Annotated in this window: 20 protein-coding genes and 1 tRNA gene; 3 read left to right on the top strand and 18 right to left on the bottom strand. The window is 67.9% G+C overall.

Annotated features, from left to right (window positions below; translation table 11 throughout):
- Nucleotides 1-106 precede the first annotated feature (106 nt).
- From JSQ98_RS13485 to secA, 3 genes are all read right to left on the bottom strand, one after another.
- Nucleotides 107-182, bottom strand: a tRNA-Thr gene (locus tag JSQ98_RS13485).
- Between the two features lie 36 nt (nucleotides 183-218).
- Nucleotides 219-1,193: a DsbA family protein gene (locus JSQ98_RS13480; protein WP_090146784.1), complete on the bottom strand. Its 975-nt coding sequence runs from the start codon at nucleotides 1,191-1,193 to the stop codon at nucleotides 219-221.
- 62 nt (nucleotides 1,194-1,255) lie between these two features.
- Complete coding sequence (gene secA, locus JSQ98_RS13475; protein ID WP_200330029.1) at nucleotides 1,256-3,997, bottom strand: preprotein translocase subunit SecA; 2,742 nt, start codon at nucleotides 3,995-3,997, stop codon at nucleotides 1,256-1,258.
- Nucleotides 3,998-4,194: 197 nt separating this feature from the next.
- On the opposite strand from secA, the gene JSQ98_RS13470 reads away from it, so the two are divergent.
- A complete protein-coding gene (locus JSQ98_RS13470) occupies nucleotides 4,195-4,935 on the top strand; it encodes a polyprenol monophosphomannose synthase (RefSeq protein WP_211650134.1) in 741 nt (246 codons plus the stop codon).
- A 72-nt stretch (nucleotides 4,936-5,007) separates the two neighbouring features.
- On the opposite strand, the gene hpf is transcribed toward JSQ98_RS13470, so the two are convergent.
- The 11 genes from hpf to truB form a co-directional block, all read right to left on the bottom strand.
- Nucleotides 5,008-5,637 (bottom strand): ribosome hibernation-promoting factor, HPF/YfiA family, encoded by a 630-nt coding sequence (gene hpf / locus JSQ98_RS13465; RefSeq protein WP_211650133.1) that lies wholly within the window; start codon nucleotides 5,635-5,637, stop codon nucleotides 5,008-5,010.
- Between the two features lie 96 nt (nucleotides 5,638-5,733).
- Complete coding sequence (locus JSQ98_RS13460) at nucleotides 5,734-6,474, bottom strand: ComF family protein (RefSeq protein ID WP_211650132.1); 741 nt, start codon at nucleotides 6,472-6,474, stop codon at nucleotides 5,734-5,736.
- 115 nt (nucleotides 6,475-6,589) lie between these two features.
- Nucleotides 6,590-8,272 carry an LpqB family beta-propeller domain-containing protein gene (locus JSQ98_RS13455; RefSeq protein WP_211650130.1) on the bottom strand — a complete coding sequence of 561 codons (1,683 nt, stop codon included), beginning with the start codon at nucleotides 8,270-8,272 and terminating at the stop codon, nucleotides 6,590-6,592.
- Nucleotides 8,269-9,969 (bottom strand): MtrAB system histidine kinase MtrB, encoded by a 1,701-nt coding sequence (gene mtrB / locus JSQ98_RS13450; protein WP_211650127.1) that lies wholly within the window; start codon nucleotides 9,967-9,969, stop codon nucleotides 8,269-8,271. The genes JSQ98_RS13455 and mtrB overlap by 4 nt, the downstream gene beginning before the upstream one ends.
- 7 nt (nucleotides 9,970-9,976) lie before the next feature.
- Nucleotides 9,977-10,660 carry an MtrAB system response regulator MtrA gene (gene mtrA, locus JSQ98_RS13445; protein ID WP_211650126.1) on the bottom strand — a complete coding sequence of 228 codons (684 nt, stop codon included), beginning with the start codon at nucleotides 10,658-10,660 and terminating at the stop codon, nucleotides 9,977-9,979.
- Nucleotides 10,661-10,750: 90 nt separating this feature from the next.
- Nucleotides 10,751-11,206 (bottom strand): metallopeptidase family protein, encoded by a 456-nt coding sequence (locus tag JSQ98_RS13440; protein WP_200330033.1) that lies wholly within the window; start codon nucleotides 11,204-11,206, stop codon nucleotides 10,751-10,753.
- Between the two features lie 18 nt (nucleotides 11,207-11,224).
- Nucleotides 11,225-12,625: a DUF5719 family protein gene (locus tag JSQ98_RS13435; protein ID WP_211650124.1), complete on the bottom strand. Its 1,401-nt coding sequence runs from the start codon at nucleotides 12,623-12,625 to the stop codon at nucleotides 11,225-11,227.
- Nucleotides 12,622-15,675 carry a glycosyltransferase gene (locus tag JSQ98_RS13430; protein WP_249290838.1) on the bottom strand — a complete coding sequence of 1,018 codons (3,054 nt, stop codon included), beginning with the start codon at nucleotides 15,673-15,675 and terminating at the stop codon, nucleotides 12,622-12,624. The genes JSQ98_RS13435 and JSQ98_RS13430 overlap by 4 nt, the downstream gene beginning before the upstream one ends.
- Nucleotides 15,676-15,733: 58 nt before the next feature.
- On the bottom strand, nucleotides 15,734-16,048 hold the full coding sequence (locus JSQ98_RS13425) for a WhiB family transcriptional regulator (RefSeq protein WP_090146764.1): 315 nt from the start codon (nucleotides 16,046-16,048) through the stop codon (nucleotides 15,734-15,736).
- Nucleotides 16,049-16,214: 166 nt separating this feature from the next.
- Nucleotides 16,215-16,571, bottom strand: a complete 357-nt coding sequence (locus JSQ98_RS13420) for a hypothetical protein (protein WP_090146761.1) — start codon at nucleotides 16,569-16,571, stop codon at nucleotides 16,215-16,217.
- Nucleotides 16,568-17,521, bottom strand: a complete 954-nt coding sequence (truB, locus tag JSQ98_RS13415) for a tRNA pseudouridine(55) synthase TruB (protein WP_211650120.1) — start codon at nucleotides 17,519-17,521, stop codon at nucleotides 16,568-16,570. Before truB ends, JSQ98_RS13420 begins: the two co-directional genes overlap by 4 nt.
- A 72-nt stretch (nucleotides 17,522-17,593) precedes the next feature.
- Here truB and JSQ98_RS13410 point away from each other — a divergent pair, with 72 nt between their 5' ends.
- The gene (locus tag JSQ98_RS13410; RefSeq protein WP_211650118.1) at nucleotides 17,594-18,493 is read left to right on the top strand and encodes an HhH-GPD family protein; all 900 of its coding nucleotides are present in this window, start codon (nucleotides 17,594-17,596) and stop codon (nucleotides 18,491-18,493) included.
- Nucleotides 18,494-18,502: 9 nt separating this feature from the next.
- Here the strand turns inward: JSQ98_RS13410 and rbfA are convergent, their stop codons facing one another.
- Nucleotides 18,503-18,934, bottom strand: coding sequence for a 30S ribosome-binding factor RbfA (gene rbfA / locus JSQ98_RS13405; protein ID WP_200330041.1), 432 nt, complete (start codon nucleotides 18,932-18,934; stop codon nucleotides 18,503-18,505).
- Nucleotides 18,935-19,035: 101 nt separating this feature from the next.
- Here rbfA and JSQ98_RS13400 point away from each other — a divergent pair, with 101 nt between their 5' ends.
- Complete coding sequence (locus JSQ98_RS13400) at nucleotides 19,036-19,875, top strand: DUF805 domain-containing protein (RefSeq protein WP_211650116.1); 840 nt, start codon at nucleotides 19,036-19,038, stop codon at nucleotides 19,873-19,875.
- A 359-nt stretch (nucleotides 19,876-20,234) separates the two neighbouring features.
- Here JSQ98_RS13400 and infB read toward each other — a convergent pair whose 3' ends face one another.
- The 3 genes from infB to nusA all read right to left on the bottom strand — a co-directional run bounded on the left by infB (nucleotide 20,235) and on the right by nusA (nucleotide 24,671).
- Nucleotides 20,235-22,985, bottom strand: a complete 2,751-nt coding sequence (gene infB, locus JSQ98_RS13395; protein ID WP_211650113.1) for a translation initiation factor IF-2 — start codon at nucleotides 22,983-22,985, stop codon at nucleotides 20,235-20,237.
- 75 nt (nucleotides 22,986-23,060) lie between these two features.
- Nucleotides 23,061-23,318 carry a YlxR family protein gene (locus JSQ98_RS13390; protein WP_090146750.1) on the bottom strand — a complete coding sequence of 86 codons (258 nt, stop codon included), beginning with the start codon at nucleotides 23,316-23,318 and terminating at the stop codon, nucleotides 23,061-23,063.
- Nucleotides 23,319-23,675: 357 nt separating this feature from the next.
- Complete coding sequence (gene nusA, locus JSQ98_RS13385) at nucleotides 23,676-24,671, bottom strand: transcription termination factor NusA (protein WP_090146748.1); 996 nt, start codon at nucleotides 24,669-24,671, stop codon at nucleotides 23,676-23,678.
- Between the last annotated feature and the right edge of the window lie 37 nt (nucleotides 24,672-24,708).

Here is a 24,708-nt window from a genome sequence, read left to right as displayed (position 1 = left end):
GCCGCACACCACGGCAACGCGTCGGCGTTGCGTGCGGCGAGCCGATGGAGCCTGCGACATCGGAGTCGGTTCGCAAACCGACTCGCGGCGCAGTGAGCGAAGCGAATGGAGCCGCCTGTCGGACTCGAACCGACCACCTGCGCTTTACAAGGGCGCTGCTCTACCAGATGAGCTAAGGCGGCATAGGGGCGGACGATTGCTCGACCGCCCCGACTATCTTACTCGGAGTCGGCCGACTCGTCGTCAGCCGATGCGTCGTCCGACGAACCGTTCTGCTCGAGCTCGCCCTTCACCTTCAGCAGGTACGACTCGAGATCGCCGTCGCGACTCTGACTCCACTGCTGACCGTTGACGATCACGGTCGGCGTGCTGACCAGTCGTTGCGGCTCGTCAGCGTTCTGGGGCGTGACGCCGTCGGCGCCGAGCAGCTGGGCTCCCTTTGCGAGGCCCTGCATGCCCACTTCGCTGACCTGCTTGTAGTTCGCGGAGATGAAGCTCGCGAAGGTGCGATCCTTCACGCACTGGCGCAGCTCCGTCGTCGCCTCGGCACCGGCGGCTTCCGCCTGCTCGATGAGCTGGGCGTCCGTCAGGCCGGTGGTGCTCTCAGCAGGCTGGACCTCGGCGCTGAGCAGCGCGTTGTTCAGCTTGAAGGCGTGGTCGGGCTGCTGGTCGACAACGCAGGCGAACAGGTTCGCCGCTCGGGTGGAGTACTTCGAGCCGAGCGATGCGTTGTCGAGGAAGTTGAGCGGGTACACCGTGAGCTCGACATCACCCGCACCGACGTAGTTCTCGAGCATCGTGCCGTACTGCTGCTCGAACTGACCGCAGAAGGGGCACATGTAGTCGGAGTAGACCGTGACCTCGACCGGGAGCTCATCGAAGTTCGCCTCGGGAGCGACGCGTTCGTCACCGGGCTGCAGAGCGGGGCCGGTGACGACCTTCAGATCCTTGCCGAAGACGGCGCCGCCCGACGCCATGTTCTCGGGGCCGGGGCCTGCCGGTTTGATCGACTGCGTCAGCACGAGCGCGATGATCGCGAGCACGGCGATCACGCCGACGGCGATGCCGCCCTGCAGGAAGAGGCGGTTCCGCTTCTCGCGCTTCTTCTCCTGCTCGCGCGCAGCGGCGGCCTCGACGCGCGCCTGGGCGCGCCGCTCATTCTTCGTGGGACGTGGATTCGTCTCGTTTGCCATGGAAGTTCTCTCAGTCGGTCCGCCGGAGCGGATCACGGGTCAAATCGGTAGGCACGGTCGCCTTACTTGTTCTTCGAGGAACGGCGGTCGGCGCGATTGGTCGCCCCGTTGCCGGACTGCTGCCCGAACGCGCCGCGTGCCTGACCCTGCTGGGCGGGCTTGCCTGCTGCGCTCTTCGGCGGCTCGGCTCCGCTGACCGCGGGAGCCCCGTCTTCGTCGGGTGCGCTGTAGCTGAGCTTCGACTGATCCGTCGCCTGCTCGGCCTCGAGCCCACCGCCTTCGAGATGGACGTGATCTTGCGGGCCCTCTGCCGGACGAACCTTGACCTCGAGGTTGTAGAGCAGCCCCATGGACTCCTCCTTGATCTGCCCCATCATGCCCTCGAAGAGGGTGAAGCCTTCACGCTGGTACTCCACGAGCGGGTCGCGCTGCGCCATCGCGCGCAGTCCGATGCCCTCCTTGAGGTATTCCATCTCGTAGAGATGATCGCGCCAGCGGCGATCGATCGTGGCGAGCACGACGCGGCGTTCGAGCTCGCGCATGGCCTCCGCACCGAGCGTCTCTTCACGCTTGGCGTACGCGACCTCGGCGTCGGAGAGAATCTCCCGGCGCAGGAACGCGCGATCGACGCGGCGGGCGCCTCCGGCCTCGGCGACGAGCTCATCGACCGTGAGGCCTACCGGATACACCTGGCGCAGATCGTTGAAGAGCGCGTCGAAGTCCCAGTCGCCGTCGTGGCCGTGCGAGTCGAGGATCGCGTCGATCGTCTGCTGGCGGAAGGTGTCGATGCGCGGCTCGATCTCTTCGCCGTCGAGGATCTGCTGACGATCGCTGTAGATCGCCTTGCGCTGGCGGTCGAGCACGTCATCGTATTTCAGCACGTTCTTGCGGATCTCCGCATTGCGCTGCTCGACCTGGCTCTGAGCGCTCTGAATGGCGCGCGAGACGACCTTCGACTCGATCGCGAGGTCGTCGGGGAAGCTGTCGCGGTTCATCAGCGCGGCAGCTGCGCCCGAGTTGAACAGCCGCATCAGATCGTCGCCCAGTGAGAGGTAGAAGCGGCTCTCGCCCGGGTCGCCCTGACGGCCGGAGCGGCCGCGCAGCTGGTTGTCGATACGGCGCGACTCGTGGCGCTCGGTGCCGAGCACGTACAGGCCTCCCACCTCGATGACCTTCTGGGCTTCGCCGTTGACGGTCTCCTTGACCGCTGCGAACACGTCGTCCCACGCAGCCTCGTAGGCATCGGGATCGTCTTCGGTGGAGAGTCCGCGAGCCGCCATCTCCTGGACTGCGAGGAACTCGGCGTTTCCGCCGAGCATGATGTCGGTACCGCGACCGGCCATGTTCGTGGCGACGGTCACCGACCCGAGGCGACCCGCCTGGGCGATGATCGCGGCCTCGCGAGCGTGGTTCTTCGCGTTCAGCACCTCGTGGCGCACGCCGGCCTTCGCGAGGAGGCGCGACAGGTACTCGCTCTTCTCGACGCTCGTCGTGCCGACGAGCACCGGCTGGCCCTTCTCGTACCGCTCGGCGATATCGACGACGACCTGCGCGAACTTCGATTCCTCGTTCTTGTAGACGAGATCCGGTTGATCCTTGCGCTGCATCGAGCGGTTGGTCGGGATCGGCACGACGCCGAGGCCGTAAGTCGACATGAACTCGCTCGCCTCGGTTTCGGCGGTACCGGTCATGCCGGAGAGCTTCTCGTACAGACGGAAGTAGTTCTGCAGCGTCACCGTGGCGAGCATCTGGTTCTCGGCCTTGACCTGAACGCCTTCTTTGGCCTCGATGGCCTGGTGCATGCCCTCGTTGTACCGGCGCCCCGCCAGGATGCGCCCGGTGTGCTCGTCGACGATGAGCACCTCGCCGTTCAGCACGACGTAATCCTTGTCGCGGGTGAACAGCGCACTCGCCTTGATCGCATTGTTCAGGAACGAGATCAGCGGTGTGTTCACCGACTCGTAGAGGTTCGTGATGCCGAGGTGATCCTCGACCTTCTCGATACCGGGTTCGAGTACACCGACCGTGCGCTTCTTCTCGTCGACCTCGAAGTCGACGCCCGGCTCGAGCTTCCGAGCGATCCGGGCGAACTCGGCGAACCAGCGGTTGGCCTCGCCCGAGGCGGGACCGGAGATGATGAGCGGCGTGCGCGCCTCGTCGATGAGGATCGAGTCGACCTCGTCGATGATGGCGAAGAAGTGCCCGCGCTGCACGCGCTCCGAGGAGGCCGATGCCATGTTGTCGCGCAGGTAGTCGAACCCGAATTCGTTGTTCGTGCCGTACGTCACGTCGGCGTTGTACTGCTCGCGGCGCGTCGCCGGGTCCTGGCCCGAGACGATGCACCCGGTCGTGAGCCCGAGCGCGCGGAACACGCGGCCCATGAGTTCGCTCTGGTACGTCGCGAGGTAGTCGTTCACGGTGACGATGTGCACGCCCTTGCCCGCGATGGCGTTGAGGTAGGCGGGCATCGTCGCCACCAGGGTCTTGCCCTCGCCGGTCTTCATCTCGGAGATGTTGCCGTGGTGGAGATTCGCTCCACCCATGATCTGCACCGGGAATGGATTCAGACCGATGGTGCGCTTCGCAGCCTCGCGCACCGCCGCGAATGCTTCGGGGAGCAGGTCGTCGAGCGTCTCGCCCTTTTCGAGCCGCTCGCGGAACTCCGTGGTCTCCTCGCGCAGCTCCTCATCGCTCAACTCCGCGAAGGTGCCTTCCAGATTCGCCACGAGCTTCGCCTGCCGCTCGAGCTTCTTCAGGATGCGCCCTTCGCCGACGCGAAGAAGCTTCTCGAGAACTGTCGCCACGTTGTCTCTCCTGTACGTTCGGCGCGGTGTGGTTTCCCATGATTCGGGATCACCGCCGTTGCCACATTGTGACAACTCCTCAGCTTAGCAATTGCATGCTCACTCCCGGCTGAGGAGATGCCAATATGGAGGAACCATACGTCTCGGCTTCCCCGCATGCGGGTGCTCGCGTCGCTCATCATCAGAGAAAGGACGCCATGGCGCCTGCAGCGGTTGAGCTGCTCGTCGTGCTCCCCACATACAACGAGCGGGACTCGCTGGCCGCAGTGGTCGCCGGCGTGCGGCGGTCGCTTCCGGAGGCCGACATCCTCATCGTCGACGACGGGAGCCCGGACGGGACCGGCGCCATCGCCGACGCGCTCGCTGCTGACGATTCCCATATCTCCGTTCGGCACCGCGCTCGAAAATCCGGCCTGGGAACCGCGTACGTGCTCGGATTCGCTGCAGCGCTCTCCGACGGGTATCGCGCTGTCATCGCGATGGACGCCGACGGATCGCATCGGGCGGAGGATCTGCCCGCGCTCGTCGCGGCCTCACGCGCCGGGGCCGGGCTCGTGATCGGCACGCGCTGGATGGAGGGCGGACGGATCGTCAACTGGCCGGCCTACCGCAGGTGGATCTCCCGCGGCGGCACGTGGTTCGCGCGCGCTCTGCTCGGTTCTCGACTGCGCGATCTCACCAGCGGATTCCGAGTCATCCAGCTCGAATGGCTCCGCCGGATCGATCTCGAGGCACTCGACTCGCAGGGGTACGGATTCCAGGTCGAGACCGCGTGGACGCTCGAGCGGATGGGCTGCCCCGTCACGGAGATACCCATCACCTTCGTGGAACGCGTCGATGGCCGTTCCAAGATGTCGCTCGGCATCGTGCTCGAGGCATTCGCCAACGTAGTGCGATGGTCGTGGAGATCGCGAAGCAGACGCACCACCGCCGACTGACCGGAACGCAGCCGCGCCGTTCGAGAACGGCTCGCTGCACCCGCCCAGCCGGCGGCTGGTGGCGCGGTGGATCTACTCGACTTCGGAGAGCGAGATCACTCCGTAGTTCCACCCCTTGCGCCGGTAGACCACGCTCGGATTGCCGCCGGTCTCCTCGATGAAGAGGAAGAAGTCGTGGCCGACGAGCTCCATACGATCGACGGCGTCTTCGACGGCCATGCGCTCGGCGGGGAACTCCTTGGTGCGGATGACCACCGGCGAATAGTCCTGCTCGCCGGAGTCGACAACCGGTACTTCACCGGTCGCGACGGCCTCGAGCACTTCGAGGGGTGCTGGGGTGACATCGATCATCTCGAAGTCGTTGGCGGCAGCATCCGCCAGTGACGTGCGGCCGCGGCCGCGGCGATCCTGTCGCTTGTCCTTCATGCGACGGATGCGTTCGAGCACTCGCCCGTACGCGATGTCGAACGCCGAGTACTTGTCGCCTCCGGCGGACTCCGCGCGAATCACGGGCCCCGGCCCGATGAGGGTGATCTCGACGTGATCGCCGTGTTGAGGGCTCCGGTCGCTCTGCCGAGAGACTCTCACTTCGAACGCCTGGGCCCGGGGCAGCAGCCCCTCCACTTTGTCCGTTTTCGCTTCGACATAGCTTTCGAAACGATCGGTAATCCCGACGTTCTTGCCGCGGATGTTCACGTCCATGGTGACCTCCCTGGAGACTCGGGCGGGTGTGCCATCTGGCGCACCGTTACGCCTTTCTCGAACTCTACTCCACTCGCGCGACGCGTTTCCACCGGATCAGGGATTCTCCCGCGACTTCGCAGGAACACCTCGCGCATCGCGTCGCCCGGCCACGCACAGCGCCACCATCGCCACGACGTTCGCGCCCGCGTGCTCGAGCGCTTCCCGTGCCGCGCGCATGCTCGCCCCGGTTGTGATGATGTCGTCGACGAGCACGACGCGGCGCCCGCGAACGAGGCGTCGCGCCGAATGCCGCACCGCGATGCGCCGCGCGTTGCGTTCTCGTGCCGAGGCCGAGAGACCGACCTGCCCGACCCTGCCCCGCGTCGTCCGGAGCGCGCGCAGGCGCAGCGACGGAATGCGCGAGCCCCGGAGCGCTGCAGTGACGAGCAGCTCGAGGTGTCGGTACCCCCGCTTGCGCACCCCGTTCGGTCGCGATGGCATCGCGACGATGAGCGGAGCCGATGGCCCACCGCCCTCGGTGCGAGCCGCGCACCGGATCGCACTGAGCAGGGGGTCGCGCAGCACCGCTCCGAGCACTCGGCGAAATCCCACCCGCCCATCGTGCTTGAACGCCACGAGCACCGAGCGCAGTGGCCCTTCGTAGCTGCCTCCCGCGAAACAGGGCACCCCATCGAGCTCCCGCTCGTGCACGGCGGGCAGCTCGCCCAGCGCTGCGAGACAGACGTCGCAGCAATCGCGATCCTCTGCACCGCACCCCACGCAGGCGGTCGGCCACACGAGCGCCGCGAGATCGAGCACCAGCTCGCGGAGGTGCTGAGCGCGGAGAGTGGGCATGCGTCGAGTATTCCGAGACGGACTCCCGCATGCCGCGAGGACGGACACTCGGTGGAGAACCGCGGTGCGCGCCGCTCTGCCAGAGATCTGTGAGCGACGGCGGCGCGGCCCTCCCCTACCCGTGCTTCGCGAGCAGCTCGATGCCCGTCACGGCCCGCTGCCATCCGCTCCCCTGCGACGCATACAGGTCGCCCTTCGAACTCAGCACGCGCAACTGCGAGCGGGCCGAGCCGCCGGCGAGCTGCACACCCCCCTGCACGGCGCCCTGCTCCGCAGAGATGAGTCCGATACCGCCGATGGTGACGCGACTCGTCGAATCGGCCTTCGAGAGCACCGCGAACCGTGTCTGCCCCACCCAGTCGAGGTCGACGGGCGCACCACTCGTCCACAGGTGAACGTCGGCCTCGTCGGTGGTGCGCACCGGCAGCCCTTCCGCGTCCCGCTCCACACCGGCGACCAGCACCTGACTCCCCTGCTCGTCACGCACGAGTGCCGCGATCCGCATGCCATCGGGCGACAGGCGCACGGCGACCGGGGCCCGTCCGGCGAGCCACGGAGCGGCGATCTCGATCACCGAACCCTCCCGGGTCGTCGCCCGGAGCGTCTGAGGCGTCGACGCCTGCACGGTCCAGATGAAGTCGAAGGCGTCGAACATCGGAGCGAGCAGCCCGTCGCGCTCATCGATCGGAACGACGCCGAGTGCGTCCACCCGCGTCACGCCCTGAGCGTTGAGAATCGCTGCCGCGTCCCCTTCCGGGTTGAGCGTGATCGCGCTCGGCTCGTAGTCGCTGAGCGAGGTCGCGAACCCGGGCGCGGCGACGAACTGACCTGCGACGATGGCCCCGAATTGCTCGTCGACGAGCACCGCAGGGTCGGTGACGTCGTTCAGCAGGCGCGGTTCGACGGCGTCATTCCTGGCCTCCGAACGGATCTGCGTGCCCTCTGCCGACAAGTCGTATCCGTTGACGCTCTGCACCGTCTGCAGGCTCAATCGCAGCTGCTGCCGAATCTCGGCCATCGCCGTCGTTCCGGCTTCGAGCAGGTTCCCGGAGAGATCGACCTGAGCTCTGCCGTTCTCGATCGGCACCGAGTTCATCACGAGCGTCGTGCCAGAGGGGAATCCGCTGTGCAGCACCCCTGACATGCGCTCGCCGGGCCCTTCGAGGAGGGCGCTGACGATCTCCGTCGGCAGTGCGGAGCGCGTCATGAACCAGCGCGTCTCCGGCACCATGATGCCTCCCGGCCCGACGAAGTACAGCTGATGCGGGGCCCAGATCGTGGTGAAGGTCGTCGTATCGAGGATGATGCCGTTCGGAGCCGACGAGATCCGCCACTCGCCGCCGACGCGTTCGAGCTCGAACCGCAGCTCGGTGTTCGCACCAGGTTCGACCGGCAGCATGAAGCCCTCGGCATCGACGGTCGCGAGAGCCGAGATCTCGAGCGTGCCGGAGCCGTCGTCGTTCTCCGTGTACGGCCGGCTCCCATCGTCGACGAGGACGTTCGACGACGGATCCCACTGCTTCGCATAGTCCGGCGAGAGGAACTCTCGCGCGGTCCCGTAATCGTCGGCGCTCGAGACCGCCGCAAGCACGAAGCCGCGCACGACATCCTCCTGGGAGGATCCCGAAGCCGGCCCCGCCGCGTTGAACTGCACCGGCTGCTCGGCCTGCTGAAGGTCTTGGGCGCCGACCTGCACCGGGCCGGAGCTCGGGATGGCGGTGCAGGAGGTGAGCGCCAGCGAGGCTGCGGCGGCTGCCGCGAGCACCAGGGCCCTCGTCCGAATGCGAAATCGTCTCACTTCCGACCCTCCTTCCGGATGCGGCGGCCCGGGCGCCTGAGCCAACCGCCCGTGGCCTGCGGATCGGTCTGCTCCGGTGTCACGTCTTCGGGGACGAGCGGCAACGGCGACATGAAACTCGTGATGCCGTCGCCACGAGGCAGCGTGAGCCTGAAGTTCGTTCCGACACCGAGCTGCGACCAGGCCTCCAGGATGCCGCCGTGCACCGCGGCATCCTCCTGTGCGATCGCGAGCCCCAGGCCCGTGCCTCCGAGCGTCCGCTTGCGGGACGGATCGGCGCGCCAGAAGCGGTCGAAGACGTGGGCGAGATCCTCCTCCCGCATACCGATGCCCCAGTCGCGCACCGACAGCGAGATCGCGGCAGCGTTCGAGTCGATGGACACCACGATGCTCCGCCCCTCGCCGTGCTCGATGGCGTTGCCGACGAGGTTCGAGACGATGCGCCGGATGCGTCGTGCGTCGACATCGATCGGCGAATAGCCTCCCAGAGCGCGCACCTCGATGATGCCCTCCGACAGCGGCTGCAGCCCCTCGACCACCTCGGTCGCCAGGGTGACGAGATTCGTCGGCTCCGTCTCGAGTGTGACGCGGCCGGCGTCGTAGCGGGAGATCTCGAGCAGATCTTCGAGGAGCGTCTCGAACCGGTCGATCTGACCGCCGAGCACCTCCACTGCGCGCTGCTGACCCGGCTCGAGCCCGTGCGTGCTGCTCTGGAGCACCTGGCTCGCCAGGCGCACGGTCGTCAGCGGCGTGCGCAGCTCGTGGGAGACGTCCGAGACGAAGCGCTGCTGCATCTCGGAGAGCTGGTCGAGCTCCTCGATGCGCATCTGGAGCGTCTCGGCCATCTCGTTGAAGCCCTCCGAGAGCACGTCGAAGTGCTCATCGTTCTGCAACGGCATCCGCGCGTCGCTCTCACCTGACGCGAGACGACGGCTCGCGGCTGCGGCGGAGCGGATCGGCCGGAAGACGATGCGGGACATGATCCAGACCAGGATGCCGATGAAGGCCATCATCGCCGCGGCCGTGATCAAGAGTGTGCGCTGCACGAACGAGAGCGTGTCCTGCGTGTCGGCGAGGTTGTATCCGATGAAGAGATCGTAGGTGCCAGCTCCGGCGGGGAAGGTGACGCTCGATCCCACCACGATGCCGGGCGACGGCGAGCCATCCTCCTCGATGAACGTGACGGCCTGCCAGTACTGGGCCGCTGTGCCCGCTTCGACGGCGTGCGCGAGCTCCGGGGTGACCGCCTCCGGCAGCAGCGAGCTCGTGAACGAGGGCGGCGGTGCGTCGGCGAACACCTCCTGACCGGCCTGCCTGCGCAGGTAGACCATCTGGCTCGAGGTCGTGTCTCGCACGGTGCGCCGCACCGAGGCGGCCAGCGTCGAAAGGGCGCCACGATCAGACGCATCCGAGGCGTCGATCTGGCGCTGCGCCGCGAGCGTCGCGCGCGCCGAGTCCTGCAGCGCCTGCTCCTGCCGGGAGGAATAGAGGTCGCTCGCGACGCTGCCGAGGATGAACAGACCGGCGGTCAGCACGATGAACCCGGTGACGAGCCCGGTCACCGTCATCGTGCGCACCATGAGCGACCGCCGCCAGCGTGCGCGGAATCCTCCGAGCACCGGCTCGGAGAATCGCAACCAGCGCACTCGGATCCGCCGGAGCGCGGTGACGAGGCGGGAACGGCGGGAGCGCGTCATGGCGCTCCTAATCGACGGGCGTGCCGGCCCGGTACCCGACGCCCCGCACAGTGGTGACGATGGTCGGGTGATCGGGATCCTGCTCGATCTTCGCGCGCAGGCGCTGCACATGGACGTTCACCAGACGGGTGTCGGCCTTGTACTGGTAGCCCCACACCTTCTCCAGGAGCACCTCGCGAGTGAACACCTGCTGCGGCTTGCGTGCCAGGATCGCGAGGAGATCGAACTCGAGCGGCGTCAGCGGGATGGACTGGGATCCTCGGCGCACCTCGTGCGCCGACACATCGATCGTCAGATCTCCGATCCGCAACGACTCGGCGCTCTCCTGCTGCGGCTCGCGCAGGCGGGCTCGGATGCGGGCGATGAGTTCGGCCGGGTTGAACGGTTTGACGACGTAGTCGTCGGCCCCGGCTTCGAGGCCGCGCACCACGTCCCGCGTATCCGTGCGAGCGGTCAGCATGATGATCGGGGTACCCGACTCGGCTCGAATCTTCTCTGCGACTTCGATGCCGTCGAGTCCGGGCAGCATGACGTCGAGCAGCACGAGGTCGGGGCGCATCTCGCGGAATCTCTCGACCGCATCGGCCCCGTCGGCAGAGTGCTCCGTGACGAACCCTTCGGCCTGCAGCACCATGCCCAGCATCTCCGCCAGAGCCCTGTCGTCGTCTACCACCAAGATACGCGCGCTCATGGTCTCCATTATGTCTGCAAAGCATCGGGATACGCGGAGCATCGCGCGGCCGCCCTTGTGGCGAGGTTCGGCGTACCGATGGCGGCGACGTCAGTAGTGCTCGAAACGACCGGGAATCAAGTCCCACGGATCCGCGCCGAGATACTCGCAGACGGCGCGATACACGCAGTACTCGAGGAACGCGCGCCGGTGCTCGGCGTCGTCGACGTGCAGCGTCTTCGCGCGCTGGATGGGCATCCGATAGAGCACGATGCTCTTCGACGGCCGGTCGATCATGTAGAGCAGCGGGAGCTGGCTCTCGCCATCGCTCGTAGGCGCGGTCTGGAAGCCGAATCGCACCCCGTGCAACTCATCCGGGAGATACCCCTGCACGACTGCGATGGCAGCGCGGGCATCGGCCTCGAAGCGTCGGAAGCGACCCTCGGGATCGGGGAGCGCCGGGCCCGTGAGCGAGGATCGGATCGGACGCCGCCCGTGCCGCGACGCCCGCGCCCTCGACGGCATTGCGGGAGCATCCCGAGAAGGAGCACGACGACGACCGAACATGCCCTCAGTCTACGTCGGCTAGCGCGGGTAGACCGTCAGCGTGCCGTCCCGCGGATCGGGTGCGAGGATCGGGTACCCGGCGATCGCGGAATCGGACACGTACCGCACGCCTGCATGGACGGGTGCCGAACTCGTGAGGATGGCGTTCGCCGGAGCATCCAGCACGACCGCTGCGCCCGGCCGGACGGTCTCGGTCGTGTCCTTGCCCTTGCCATCCGCGCGCGCGATGGTGATCTCTGCTTCAGTGTCCGCCGGATTCACGACGACCAGACGCCCACCGGCCACGACGGGCGCGGCGACCTCGGCGTCGGCGGCGATGACGGGAGCCGGAGCGAACCACTCGAAGTCGTGCTCCCGGGTGTCAGCATCGTCGGCTGAACCGGCAGCGCCCGCGATGATGGGAACGTCGGCGTCGATGACGAGCGCGTTCGCACCGTCCGGCAGCGTCCCGACACTCAGCTCTCCGACCGCGTTCGGCGCCAGTTCGATCTCGCCGACCTCGGTGCTCTTCCCATTCTTGTCGAGCACGCGCACTGATGCGGTGCCGGCGAGCTCCCCCGGGGCGAGCGCGCGGACGATGAACGGGAACGCGTCCCCCTCACCCGAATCGTTCGGGCCGCGGTCGTCTCCGTCCGCGTTCTCGATGGCCGGGATGACGAGCGAAGTGGACGGTTCGACCTGCGGTGTCGCCCCGGAGACGCCGAACGGGGTGATGCCCGAGCTCTGCGCCACCCCGACGTGCGCGGTGACCGGAGCTCCCGTGCTCACGACGCGCACGGCGAGCCGCTCGCGATCGGGCGCGTACCCGTTGAGCGACACCGTGTGCTGGGTGCCTGGAGCGACGATGACTCCGGCCGTCTGCACCGAGTCGACTGCGCCGTTCTCGTCGTACACGGCGATCGAAACCGTCGCCGGCACCGTGCCCGGGTTCCCGAGACTCAGCGTCGTCGAGAAGCCGAGCGACGAAGCGCCGCCCATGATCCACTGCTCGTTGCTCGGTTCCGCGCAGCTGCTCGCCGCGGCGCCCCGCAGATTCTCGGTGTCGATCGCCTGGAACTGCGCCGCGGCGAGCGGCTGCGACATCGGCGCGAAGACGACACTCGGAAGGCCCGTTCCCTCACCGCGAGCGAGCGTCGCAGTGTCCGATGCTTCTCCGGATACCGCGGTCGTGGCTTCGCCGACGGGGATCGCGACTCCCGGCCGCGCAGGGTCGGCGCCGAGTTCGGAGAAGGACCCGGCACACGCAAGCGTGCGCGCCGTGTCCTGCGTCGTATCGACCGTGAGCGCGAGCGGTTCGTGCACCACCGACGGCAGCGGAACATTGCCCATGAGCACGACGCCGCCGACGGCCGCCGCCGTCACCAGCAGACCGGTGACCGCCCGGGCGCCGCCGCGCAGTAGCCGTGAACGATCGGTCATCGTCCGTCTCCGTTCGTCTCGTCGGTCGTCCGCTCGCCGGGCGCATCAGCGGTCCGGTCCACTGCCGGCTCCGCTGTCGGCTCCGCAGGGTCCGTCTGCGCGTCGGCCGCGTCAGCCCGAGACTCGGCAGGCGCCTCGGTCGCGGTCGCCTCGGTCGCCGCGGTCGAACGTGCACGAGTGGCGCGGTTCTTCCGGCGCGATGGGCGCCTGCGCTTCTCGGGCCGCCAGGTCACTTCGGCGGTGGGAAGCGCGAGCAGGATCACGCCGAACAGCACCGCGAGCTGCACCGCCCAGACGGTCGTGCCGCTCAGCGAGGTGCCTCCCAATCGAGTTGCGGAGTCGCCGACTTCGGCATCCTGGCCAGGCGCCTGCTGAACGCGCCAGAGCAGTCCTTGATCGGTGAGTCCGGCGTTCGCGAGCGCCTGATGCTGATCGAACACCCGCTGCAGCTCCGAGCGCTCCGCGTCGTCTCCGCCGACGGGCAGCAGCACGAAGCCGACACCCGCTGATTGCAGCGCTTCGGTCACGTCGCGCCCGCCGACGCTCGCGAGACCTGCGACGAGTTCGGCGACCTGGCGGTCGGCTTCCCGCTCCTCCGGCGTGGTCAGCGCGGTGCGGATCTCGTCGAGACGCAGGCCGCTCCCGGTCACGAGCTCGGCGCGGACGGCATGATCGCCCTCCGCGGTGATCACGAGGGTGCGCACTCCCGGGTCGGTCTCCCCCGCGGCCTGCACCAGCGCCGGCATCTGGGAGCTCGCCGGAGCGAAGGGCACGCGATTCAGCACGAGCTGCGCTGAGACCGGGAGCACCGCGATGATCGCAGCGGCGAGAGCGACGGCGACGACCGGAGTCGCGCCGCGCCGCAGTGCGGCCGCGCCGACCGCTGCGAGTCCGAGGAGCGCGATCCAGTACAGCGCGAGCCCGGAGCCCGTCCAGACAGCGATGCTCGAGCCTCCTGCCGCGGTGAGCTGCAGCTGCCCTGCCGCGACGGCCGTCGCGAGCCCGAGCGCACCGAGCGCCGAGTGCAGCAGCGTCACGGCGACGCGCCCGGTGAACAGGCCCAGCAGGGCGAGCAGCGCGAGCGGGAGCATCAGTACTCCGATGAGCAGCGTGGCCGGAGGCCCGCCGAGGCCGATGCCGTCGAGAATGCCGGCCCAGCCCTCGAGCCCGAACTCGGGGTAGCCGATCAGCAGATGCCAGGTCGTGCCCGGCTGGAAGGGAGAGTTGATGCCCGGATCGAGGAGCACGTCGAGGGGGCGCCCCGAGACGATGCTCGCGAAGAACTTCGGCGCGAAGAGGATGGCCGGCACGAGAGCGGTCGTCAGCACGCGGGCGACGCCGCGCAGGGTTGTGAACAGCCCCAGAATCAGCATGATCACCGCTGCGGGAATGAGGATCGGCGCGGAGGCCAGCGCGGCTGCGGCGAGCAGTGACGCCGTTCCGGCCCAGCTCCACGACTCCCGGCAGCGGGACGCCGCGAGCAGCAGCCACGGGAGCACGACGGCGAGGACGAGGGTCTGCAGCCGGCCGGCTTCGATGGATCCCAGGAGCACGGGGCTCAGCGCGAACCCGAGACTCAGAAGGGCTCGCCCCGCTTTCGACTCGGTGAGCTGAGCCGCCCAGATCCAAGCGCCGAGCGCTGTGAGCGGGATCGAGACAATCATCAGCAGGACGACCGCGTGCGACGGGTTCCAGAACGTCAGCGTCCCGATCAGCGCGAGCACCCAGGTGAACGGATCGGCTGGAATACCGTCGATCGGGCGCGTATTCGCCCAGAGCTGGTCGAGCGGGCTCAGCGGAGCGAGACCGCCCCCGAAGAGGCTCGTCTGCGGGAACGCCCACCACATCAGCACGACGGCGGCGACCGCCGCCGCGGAGAGCACTGCGAGTCCGCCCATCGAGATGAAGTGCATCTCGCGTCGCTGCCGCCCGGAAGACGCAAGGATCGCTTCACGGTCGATCATGCGCGCGGTGCGCACGCTCTTCGGGTCGATGCGCAGCTGCCGCACGGCCGACCAGCCTGCCGACGAGTGCGCCGCGATGCGACGACGGGAGGCGAGGATCGCGTGCGGCCGGAAGAAGACGGCGAAGGCCGCCACGAACTCGCCGACCATGTACCCTGGCTGCTCGCGGATCAACGCCCACAGCACCCGCAGCAGCGCGTATACCGGCAGGCAGAACCAGGTGAGAAACGCGACGACGGGCGAGGCGTAGGCGATCCGGCGGTGCAGATGCGCGGTGCGCGCCTGGCGGTGCGCGTGACGGAGCACGGAGCGCCTGCGATCGATGCGCGGGCCTGCCACACCGCTCTGGGCGAATCGTACGCGCGACGCGGGGGCCACCTCGACGCGATGACCGGCGAGGCGGGCGCGCACGCAGAAATCCAGGCCGTCGTCGTACACGGGAAGGGCGGGGTCGAAGCCGCCGAGCTCGTCCCAGACGTCGCGGCGCACGAGCATGCCGACGGGTCCGACGCCGAGCACGTCTTGCATGTGGTCGTACTGCTGCTGGTCGAGCTCCTGGCGGCGGAGGGTCCACCGCGAGCCGTATCGAGTGAGACTCTGGCCGAGTTCGATGATGCGGTCGGGATGATCCCAGTCGACCAGCTTCGGCCCGGCGACGACCACCGATGGCGAGCGCTGCACGCTGCTGACGATCCGCTCGAGCGCTGCAGGTTCGGGGCACGAATCCTCGCTGAGCAGCCAGATCCACTCATCCGGAGCCGTCCCCGGCAGCAGTTTCGGCTGCCCCTCCCCCTGCCGGGTGAGGGGGGCGTCCGCTCGTACGCCGGCATTGCCCTCATCGGAGGCCGGAGCCATTGCTTCCACGGCGCGCGCGACCGCCTCGCCGAACGGCAGCCGCGACGGGAGGCCGACCACGCGGTCCGCGCCGCTCGCAAGCAACTGCTCTCGAACGTCGTCAGAGCCGCCGTTGTTGACCGCGATGATGTTCGCGGGCGCGAGCGTTTGCCCGGCGATGCCGGCTATCGTCTGGTCGAGCCATTCGCCGCCCCGCTGGGCGACCAGGATGGCGGTTACTCGGGTGCGCATCACTCGGCAAGTCTAGGCGCGGATCATGTGCGCGCCCCGGAGCCATGCCGGGCGCTGATCAGATCGCTTCTCGGCGGAGCTTGCGGCGCTCGCGCTCCGAGAGACCGCCCCAGATGCCGAAGCGCTCGTCGTTCTCGAGCGCGTACTCGAGGCACTCCGACCGGACTTCGCAGCCCTCGCAGATTCGCTTCGCTTCGCGCGTCGATCCGCCTTTCTCGGGGAAGAACGCCTCGGGGTCGGTCTGCGCGCACAGGGCGTCCGTCTGCCAGGACAGTGCCTCTTCGTCATCGCGCCGAATCCCGGGAGTGCCGAGGAAGACCGGGTCCACGAACCAGTTGCCGGGTACCGGCGTGTGCGAAGTGTCGCTCAACATCCCGTCCCTTCCTCGACTTCAGCGGCTCGTGCTCGCAACCGCGCTCACATAATTACACCGTTGTGATTCCCTCAAGTCAAGCTGAGGATTCTAAACCCTCAATCACGCATTGAGGGTGGAGGACACGCCAGCGAGTCGCAACTGTACGCGAAACCGCCATCCGAGGTCAGCCCCAGATCACCAGCATCCGGTACGTCATCACGCCGACCGAGAGATGCACGACGGCGAGCACCAGGTTCGCCCAGCGCGTGCGGTCGACCAGGGCCCAGAATCCTGCCCCCAGCGGAAGCATCAGCGCGACGATGAGATACATCCAGAACTCGAGTGGATCACCCGCGGGCGCGTTGCCGGCGGCGGGTGCCGCGATCGCCACGACGACCTGCGCGATCAACGCCAGAGCGACGAGGAGCGTGGCGCCCATCGTGAAATCGTTCGGCGCGCGTCGGCGCAGCGCCTCCACCAGGCAGAGCACCGCGGCGGCGAGAGCGACGACGATGACCGCGACGCCGTACCAGGCGATCATGGAGCGCCTCCCGTCTCCACCGGGAAGTTCGTGACGGCGCGCACTCGACCGCGCTTCACCTGCACCAGACCCACGAGACGCTCATCGGGCCCCACGGCCGCCGCGATGGAGGCGTCGGGGACGACGGCGGGATCCACCTCGAGTTTCTTGCCGTTGCCGAGGTCGATCGTCTGCTCTGCACCGAGATCCAGGCGCGGGAACAGCGACGTGGCCACCGACGTCGGAGCGAGGAGCGGCAGTGCGCCGCCCTGCGCGAGCGCCTCCGTGCCGACAGCGTCCGCGACATCGAACGGGCCGACGCGCGTGCGACGCAGCATCGTCAGATGACCGCCGACCCCGAGTGCCTTTCCGAGATCCCTCGCGAGGGCTCGGATGTAGGTGCCGGTCGAGCACCGTACCGTCGCGTCGATGTCGATGACAGGCGCCCCGGTGTCGTCGACCCCGTGACGAGCTTCTCCCAGTTCGAAGGCGTGCACGGTGACCGGTCGCTGCTGCAATTCGACCGCCTCGCCGGCGCGCACCCGGTCATAGGCGCGCTGCCCGTTCACCTTGATGGCGCTCACTGCACTCGGCGCCTGCAGGATGTCCCCCGTCAGCTCCGCCGCCGCGGCGCTGATGCGCTCGGGCGTCACCTCGCCCATGGCTCCCGCATCCGCGGTGCTGATCCGATCGCCCTCGCGATCATCGGTCACAGTCGCGTACCCGAGTCGAATCGTCGTGAGGTAGGTCTTGTCGAGCCCGACGAGATGCGTCAGCAAGCGCGTCGACGGCCCCGCACCCAGCACGAGGAGGCCCGTCGCCATGGGATCGAGGGTGCCGGCGTGCCCCACCTTGCGTGTGCGGAGCGCACGCCGAGACTTCGCGACGACGTCATGGCTCGTCCAGCCCTCCGCCTTGTCCACGAGCAGAATGGCGCCCTGCGCGGGCAGAATGGCTGGGTCGTTCGTCACCCGTTCAGCCTACCGGCGGCGGCAGCGCCCTCCCGCCGCCCCGCATCCGAGAGGCGGCCTACACTGGAGCCGATGAAGCCGACCGAAGACGTCGCCTCCGAGATCGCGGCGGCGCTGAGCGCCTGGTTCGCGCGCGCAGCGCGAGACCTGCCCTGGCGGGGCGCCGACGTGACGCCCTGGGCGATCCTCGTCTCCGAGTTCATGCTGCAGCAGACCCAGGTGGAGCGCGTGCTCCCCCGCTGGGTCGCCTGGATCGAACGCTGGCCGACACCCTCTGCGCTCGCCGCCGACGAGCCGGGCGAAGCGGTACGGGCGTGGGATCGCCTGGGGTATCCCAGGCGCGCGCTCTGGCTGCATCGTGCCGCCGTCGAGATCAGCGAGCAGCACAGCGATGCGGTGCCGTCGAACGTCGACGACCTGCTGGCGCTCACCGGCATCGGCCCGTACACCGCGCGCGCGGTCGCCACCTTCGCGTACGGTGAACGCCACCCGGTCGTCGATACCAATACCAGGCGCGTGATCGCGCGGCTCGTGCACGGCCGCGCAGCCGCCGGCATGCCTGCACCGGGCGACCTCACCGATATGGAAGCGCTCCTGCCCGAATCTCGCGAGTCGGCCGCCGTGTTCAACGCGGCAGCGATGGAGCTCGGCGCAACGGTGTGCACCGCTCGGGCTCCGCGATGCGGCGAGTGCCCCGTGGCTGCATGGTGCGAGTGGCGAGGCGCCGGCTACCCCGACAACGCACCTGAGAAACGACCGAGGCAGGCGAAGTTCGACGGAAGCGACCGCCAGGTGCGGGGCCGGATCATGGCGCTGCTGCGTCGCTCGAGCACGTCCGTCGACCGCGAGACCGCGCTCGACGCGGCAGCCGAGGGAGGCGTCCGCGATCCGGAGCAACCGCGTCGCGCGTACGACTCGCTCCTCGCCGACGGCCTCGTCATCGAGCTCGACGGGAAGGCGCGCCTGCCCTAGGGAGTGCCCCTAGCGGTCGTCGTCCTCGCGCGGCTTCACATACGGGTCCTCTTCACCCGCGTACTGCGCCTGAGCTGCGAGCGCCGCGGCTTCATCGTCTCGCCGCTTGGCCTCCGCGAGCAGCTCGTTGAGATGCTGGGCGCTTTCGGGGAGTTCGTCGTGAATGAACTCGAGCACCGGGGTCAACCGTGTGCCGAGCTGCTTGCCGACCTCGGTGCGCAGCATTCCCGTCGCCGCCTTCAACGCGGCCGCCGTGTCCACCTGCTCCTGCTCGTCGCCGTACACCGTGTAGAACACGCTCGCCTGCTGCAGATCGCCCGTGACACGCACATCGGTGATCGTCACGAAGCCGAGGCGCGGATCACGGAGCCCCTTCTCGAGGCGCCGTGCGATGATCTGCTGGATGCGCTCGGCGACTTTTCCCGCCCGTGGATTGCTCATGCACCCAGACTACCGCCGGATTTCTCTCAGACGATGCGTACGCATGCCCCTACGATGGATGCAGTCAGACGTACGCGACGAACAGTTGAGGAGGCGTCTTCATGACGTACCCGCCCACCCCCGAGAACCCGGAACAGCCCGAGAGCCACGATACGGGCAAGTCCGTGCCGGGCTCCGCGCCGACCGACGACCAGCCGACACCCCCGAACACCGCGCCTCCGCAGTACCAGGCACCGCAGTACCAGGCCCCGGAGCAGCCCGAGCAGCAGCAGTACCAGGCACCGCAGTACCAGGCCCCGCAGCAGCCCGAGCAGCCGCAGGCGCCCTACGCCCCTCCCGCAGCCTCGCTGTACCCCAGTCAGCCCCAGCCGCACTACGCCTCGGCTCCGGCCTACGCAGCCGGCATGACGGGCGTGCCGGGCCCGGGCGAGCCGTTCAACGGCGCGACCGACCCTGAAGATCTCAGCCGCCCGCTCTACGGGGCGACCTTCGGCCAGGCGATCCGCCGCTTCCTCAAGAATTACGCCGGCTTCAGCGGGCGCGCATCCCGGAGCGAGTACTGGTGGGTCGCACTGTTCAGCTTCCTGGTCACGCTCATTCCGCTGGCGCTCTACATCATCGGCGTCGTGATGCTCGCGGTCGCGAGCGACAATTCCTCCACGTACGACGACGGCTTCGGCGACGGATACGGTTCGGCCGCCGTCGCGCCAGCGGCAGGCCTGGGGCTCACGCTCCTCTTCGTCGGCCTCGGGCTCCTCATCGTGATCGGGCTCGCCCTGCTCGTGCCGAGCATCGCCATCAGCTGGCGCCGCTTCCACGATGCGAACTTCGCCGGCCCGTTCTACTTCTTGAGCTTCATCCCCTACGTCGGCGGCCTGGTCGTGCTCGTCTTCATGGTCTTGCCGCCCAGCCCGCTGGGTCGGCGCTTCGACCGCGTGTAACTGCTCGCGGCCGTCTCGAAGGCCCGCGCCCGCTTCGGCGGCGCGGGCCTTCGTCGTACCTGCTCGCTGACGCGCGGCCCCGTACTCGGGCTCACGCAGGAGATCCGCGCTTCAGCAGGATAGCCGCGCTCGAGCAGTAGCTCATCGCTCGAGCAGGGGATCCGCGCTCCCCCGGGCCCGATCGCAGCAACCGGCCCGCACGAGCGCGGATCTCCTGCACGGCGACGCTCCACCCCCAGGAGGAGCATGACGGCCCGGGCTCCTCCCATGGGCCGAGAACATGTTGTGCGCACGCAACAGGGGCGGGGCGGATCAACCGAAGCTGATCCTCCCCGACCCTGTCAGGCGAGCACCGCGTGTTAGCCGCGCGGCTTCTCCACCATCTCGGTCGTCTCGATCTCGTCACCGATCTGGATGTCGTTGAACTTGCCGAGACCGATACCGGCCTCGTAGTCCGTCTTCACCTCGGTGACGTCATCCTTGAAGCGACGCAGCGACTCGATGGCCAGGCCATCGGCGATGACGACGCCCTCGCGGATGACGCGAGCCTTCGCGTTGCGCGTAATGGTGCCGCTGCGCACGATGACACCGGCGATGTTGCCGACCTTCGAGGAGCGGAACACCTCGCGGATCTCGGCGACACCCGAACGGACCTCTTCGTACTCCGGCTTGAGCATGCCCGTGAGCGAGTTCTCGATGTCATCGAGCGCGTTGTAGATGACGTTGTAGAACCGGATGTCGATGCCCTCGCGCGCTGCGCGCTCGCGAGCCTTGACATCGGGGCGCACGTTGAAGCCGATGACGATCGCGTTGTCGATCGTGGCGAGATCCACGTCCGACTCGGTGATCGCACCGACACCGCGGTGCAGGATGCGGAGCTGGACCGAATCGTCGACCTCGATCTTCATGAGCGATTCCTCGAGCGCCTCGACGGCACCCGACACGTCACCCTTGATGATGAGGTTGAGCGACTCGACCTTGCCATCCTCGAGCGCCTTCGTGAACTCTTCGAGGCTGATGCGCTTGCGTGCCTTGGCGAGCATCGCGTTGCGCTCTGCAGCCTCGCGCTTCTCGGCGATCTGACGGGCGGTGCGATCCTCGGAGGTGACGATGAAGTTGTCACCCGCGCGCGGAACGCTCGAGAGACCCTGCACCTGGACCGGACGCGAGGGGACGGCTTCGAGCACGGGATCGCCGTTCTCATCGCTCATCGCACGAACACGACCGTAGGCCGTACCCGCGACGATCGCGTCACCGACGCGCAGCGTACCCGACTGGATGAGCACGGTCGCGACGGATCCGCGGCCCTTGTCGAGCTTCGCCTCGATCGCGACACCGCGTGCGTCCTTGTTCGGGTTCGCACGCAGGTCCAGACCTGCGTCAGCCGTGAGCAATACCGCATCGAGCAGGTCGTTGATGCCGACGTTGTTCTTCGCCGACACGTCGACGAACATGACGTCGCCGCCCCACTCCTCGGAGAGCAGACCGAACTCGGTGAGCTGCTGACGCACCTTCTCCGGGTTCGCGCCTTCCTTGTCGATCTTGTTGACCGCGACCACGATCGGCACGTTCGCCGACTGCGCGTGGTTCAACGCCTCGATCGTCTGCGGCATGATGCCGTCGTCAGCTGCGACCACGAGGATCGCGATGTCGGTGACCTGCGCACCACGGGCACGCATGGCGGTGAACGCCTCGTGGCCCGGAGTATCGATGAAGGTCAGCGCGCGCTCGATGCCATCGTGCTCGGTGTGCACCTGGTACGCACCGATGTGCTGCGTGATGCCACCGGCCTCGCCGCCACCGACGTCTGCCTTGCGGATCGCATCGAGCAGGCGGGTCTTACCGTGATCGACGTGACCCATGACGGTGACGACCGGCGGACGAGCCTGCAGCACGTCGTCGCCCTCTTCTTCGAGCTCGGCATCGATGTCGATGTCGAACCCTTCGAGGAGTTCGCGATCCTCGTCCTCGGGAGAGACGATCTGGATCTTGTACCCCAGTTCGTCACCGAGGATCTGGAACGTGGCCTCATCGAGCGACTCCGTCGCCGTTGCCATCTCTCCCAGGTGGAAGAGGACGGTGATGAGGTTCGAGGCATTCGTGTCGATCTTGTCCGCGAAGTCGGAGAGCGATGCACCGCGACGCAGACGAACCGGCGTGTTGCCGTTACCGCGGGGAACGCTGACACCGCCGAGCGACGGGGCCTCCCGCATCTCGAACTCTTGCCGCTTCGCCCGCTTCGACTTGCGCGCCTTGCTCTTGGAGCCGCCACGGCCGAACGCACCAGCGGTGCCTGCACCGCGGCCGCCGCGGCCACGGCCGGCGAAGCCGCCTGCCGGGCGCGGCGCGCCGAAGCCGCCTGCACCGGGAGCGCCACCGCCGCCGCCTGGACGGTTGAAACCGCCACCGCCGCCACCGGGACGACCGCCGCCGGGACGACCGGGGCCGCCGGCACGACCGCCGGGGCCGCCTGCGCCGCCGCCCTGAGGGCGCGGAGCGGGGCGCGGGATGTTTCCGGGGTTCGGACGCCCGGCACCGCCGGCACCGGGACGACCCATGCCCTGATTCGGGGCGAACGGGTTGTTGCCCGGGCGCGGGGGACGGGGGATGCCCATGCCCTGGCTGGACGCGAACGGGTTGTTGCCCGGACGCGGGCCACCCGGCTTGGGGCCACCCGGCTTCGAACCGGAGGCGGGCTTTGCCGCACCCGGCTTCCCGTCAGCGGACTTCGCCGCACCGGGCTTCTGCCCGCCCGGCTTCATCTCGGCCAGCGCTTCTGCAGCCGGGGATGCGGGTTCTGCCGCCGGCTGCGCCGGGGCGGCCTCGGTCGGGGCAGGAGCCTCGGGCTCCGGCTTCGGGGCGGGCTTCGGGCCCGGCTTCGGGGCGCCAGCAGCCTTCTTGGCGGCGGGCTTCGCAGCCGCATCGCCGTCACCCTGGGCCTTGGTCACACCGTCTGCCTCGAGGGCAGCCTTGACCTTGCGCGCCACCGGGGGCGCAATGCTTGACGAGGACGCCTTGACGAACTCGCCCATATCTTTGAGCTTGGCCAGAACGACCTTGCTATCGACACCGATCTCCGCAGCGATCTCGTGTACGCGTGGGTTTGCCACTTTTCTCCTGTCTGGGTTCACGCCAGACAGGCGAGAACCATTAATTAGCCGACGGGCTTCATTGTGAGCCGCTCATTAGTTGTCCATGAGTGTTTTCAGCCTGTTCTCTAAGGGACTTACGTCGGGTTTCCCCGACACTCGCAGTGCACGGAGGAGGATTCCTCGCGTCACCGCACGATCCAGACACTGGAACACGGGGTGCACCCACGCTCCTCGCCCCGGAAGCACCGCGCGATCGTCGACCAGAAGTCGACCTTCGCGCACCACCACCCGCAGCATCTCTGTGCGCGGGGCGCGTTTGCGACACGCGACACAGGTCCGAACCGGAACCATCTTACCAGCTTCCTACTTTCTGCTCTCCCAGATGCGGCGGCGCTCTCAGGCGAAGCCGCATCTGGGAGCCTCAGACGCTCACGATCAATCGCGTGCGTCAGTCGTTCATGATGCGGGGCAGTGCCCTGCCGCGCGGCTCGCGCGGAAACGCTGACCCGTTTCCGCCCAAGCGATCCGCGCCGGCTGGATGTCTGAGATCCGGACATTCCATGTCGGGCTCCGCCACTCCACGGAATGCGCGAAGATTGACATCCCGTTTCAGTCGTTCATGATGGAATCCGGCTGGATGTCTGAGATCCGGACATTCCATGTCGGGCTTCGCCACTCCACGGAATGCGCGAAGATCGACATCCCGTTTCAGTCGTTCATGATGGAATCCGGCTGGATGTCGATCTTCGCGCCCGTCAGCTTCGCGGCGAGGCGGGCGTTCTGACCTTCCTTGCCGATCGCGAGCGAGAGCTGGAAATCGGGAACGAGCGCACGCACCTGCTTCAGCGATTCGTTCAGCATGAACACGTCGGTCACCTTCGCCGGCGACAGCGCGTTGGCGACGAATGCCGGCAGCGCGGGCGAGTAGTCGACGATGTCGATCTTCTCTTCTCCGAGCTCGCTCATCACGGCGCGCACGCGGCTGCCGAGTTCGCCGATGCACGTGCCCTTGGCGTTGATTCCTGCCTGCTTCGCGCGGACTGCCACCTTGGTGCGGTGACCGGCTTCGCGGGCCAGCGACACGATCTCGACGAGCCCCTCGGCGAGCTCGGGCACTTCCCGTTCGAAGAGCTTGCGCACGAGTCCGGGGTGGGTGCGGGAGACGATGACCTGCGGCCCCTTCGTGCCCTTCGACACGCTGGTGACGTACACGCGCAGACGTGTGCCGTGCGCGTAGCTCTCACCGGGGATCTGCTCCTCTGGAGGAAGGATCGCCTCGAGTTCGCCCAGGTCGATGTGCACCATGCGAGGGTTCGGCCCCTGCTGCACGACGCCGGAGACGATCTGGCCCTCCTTGTCTTTGAAGGTGCCGAGCACTGCGTCGTCGGTGAGGTCGCGCAGACGCTGATTGATGACCTGCTTGGCAGCGCTCGAGGCGACTCGGCCGAATTCATCGGTGGTCACGTACGACTCGCCGATGACCTGGCCCTCGTCGTCGAGTTCGGGGATGAGCACGGAGATCTCGCCGCTCTTCCGGTCGAGGGTCACGCGCACATCGCTCTCGCGGGGAACAGGGAGCTTCTGGTTCTCCGCATGGCGCAGGTATGCCGACTGAATCGCTTGCTCGATGATCTCGATCAGTTCGTCGAAGGGGATTTCCTTCTCACGCTCGATCTGACGCAGCGTGACGAGTTCGATCTTCACGAGTGGCCTCCTGTGGTATTGAGATGTCTATTCAAAT

Source organism: Leucobacter manosquensis, assembly GCF_018304845.1.
Lineage (GTDB): Bacteria > Actinomycetota > Actinomycetes > Actinomycetales > Microbacteriaceae > Leucobacter > Leucobacter alluvii.
This window is presented reverse-complemented; position numbering and strand designations above follow the sequence as displayed.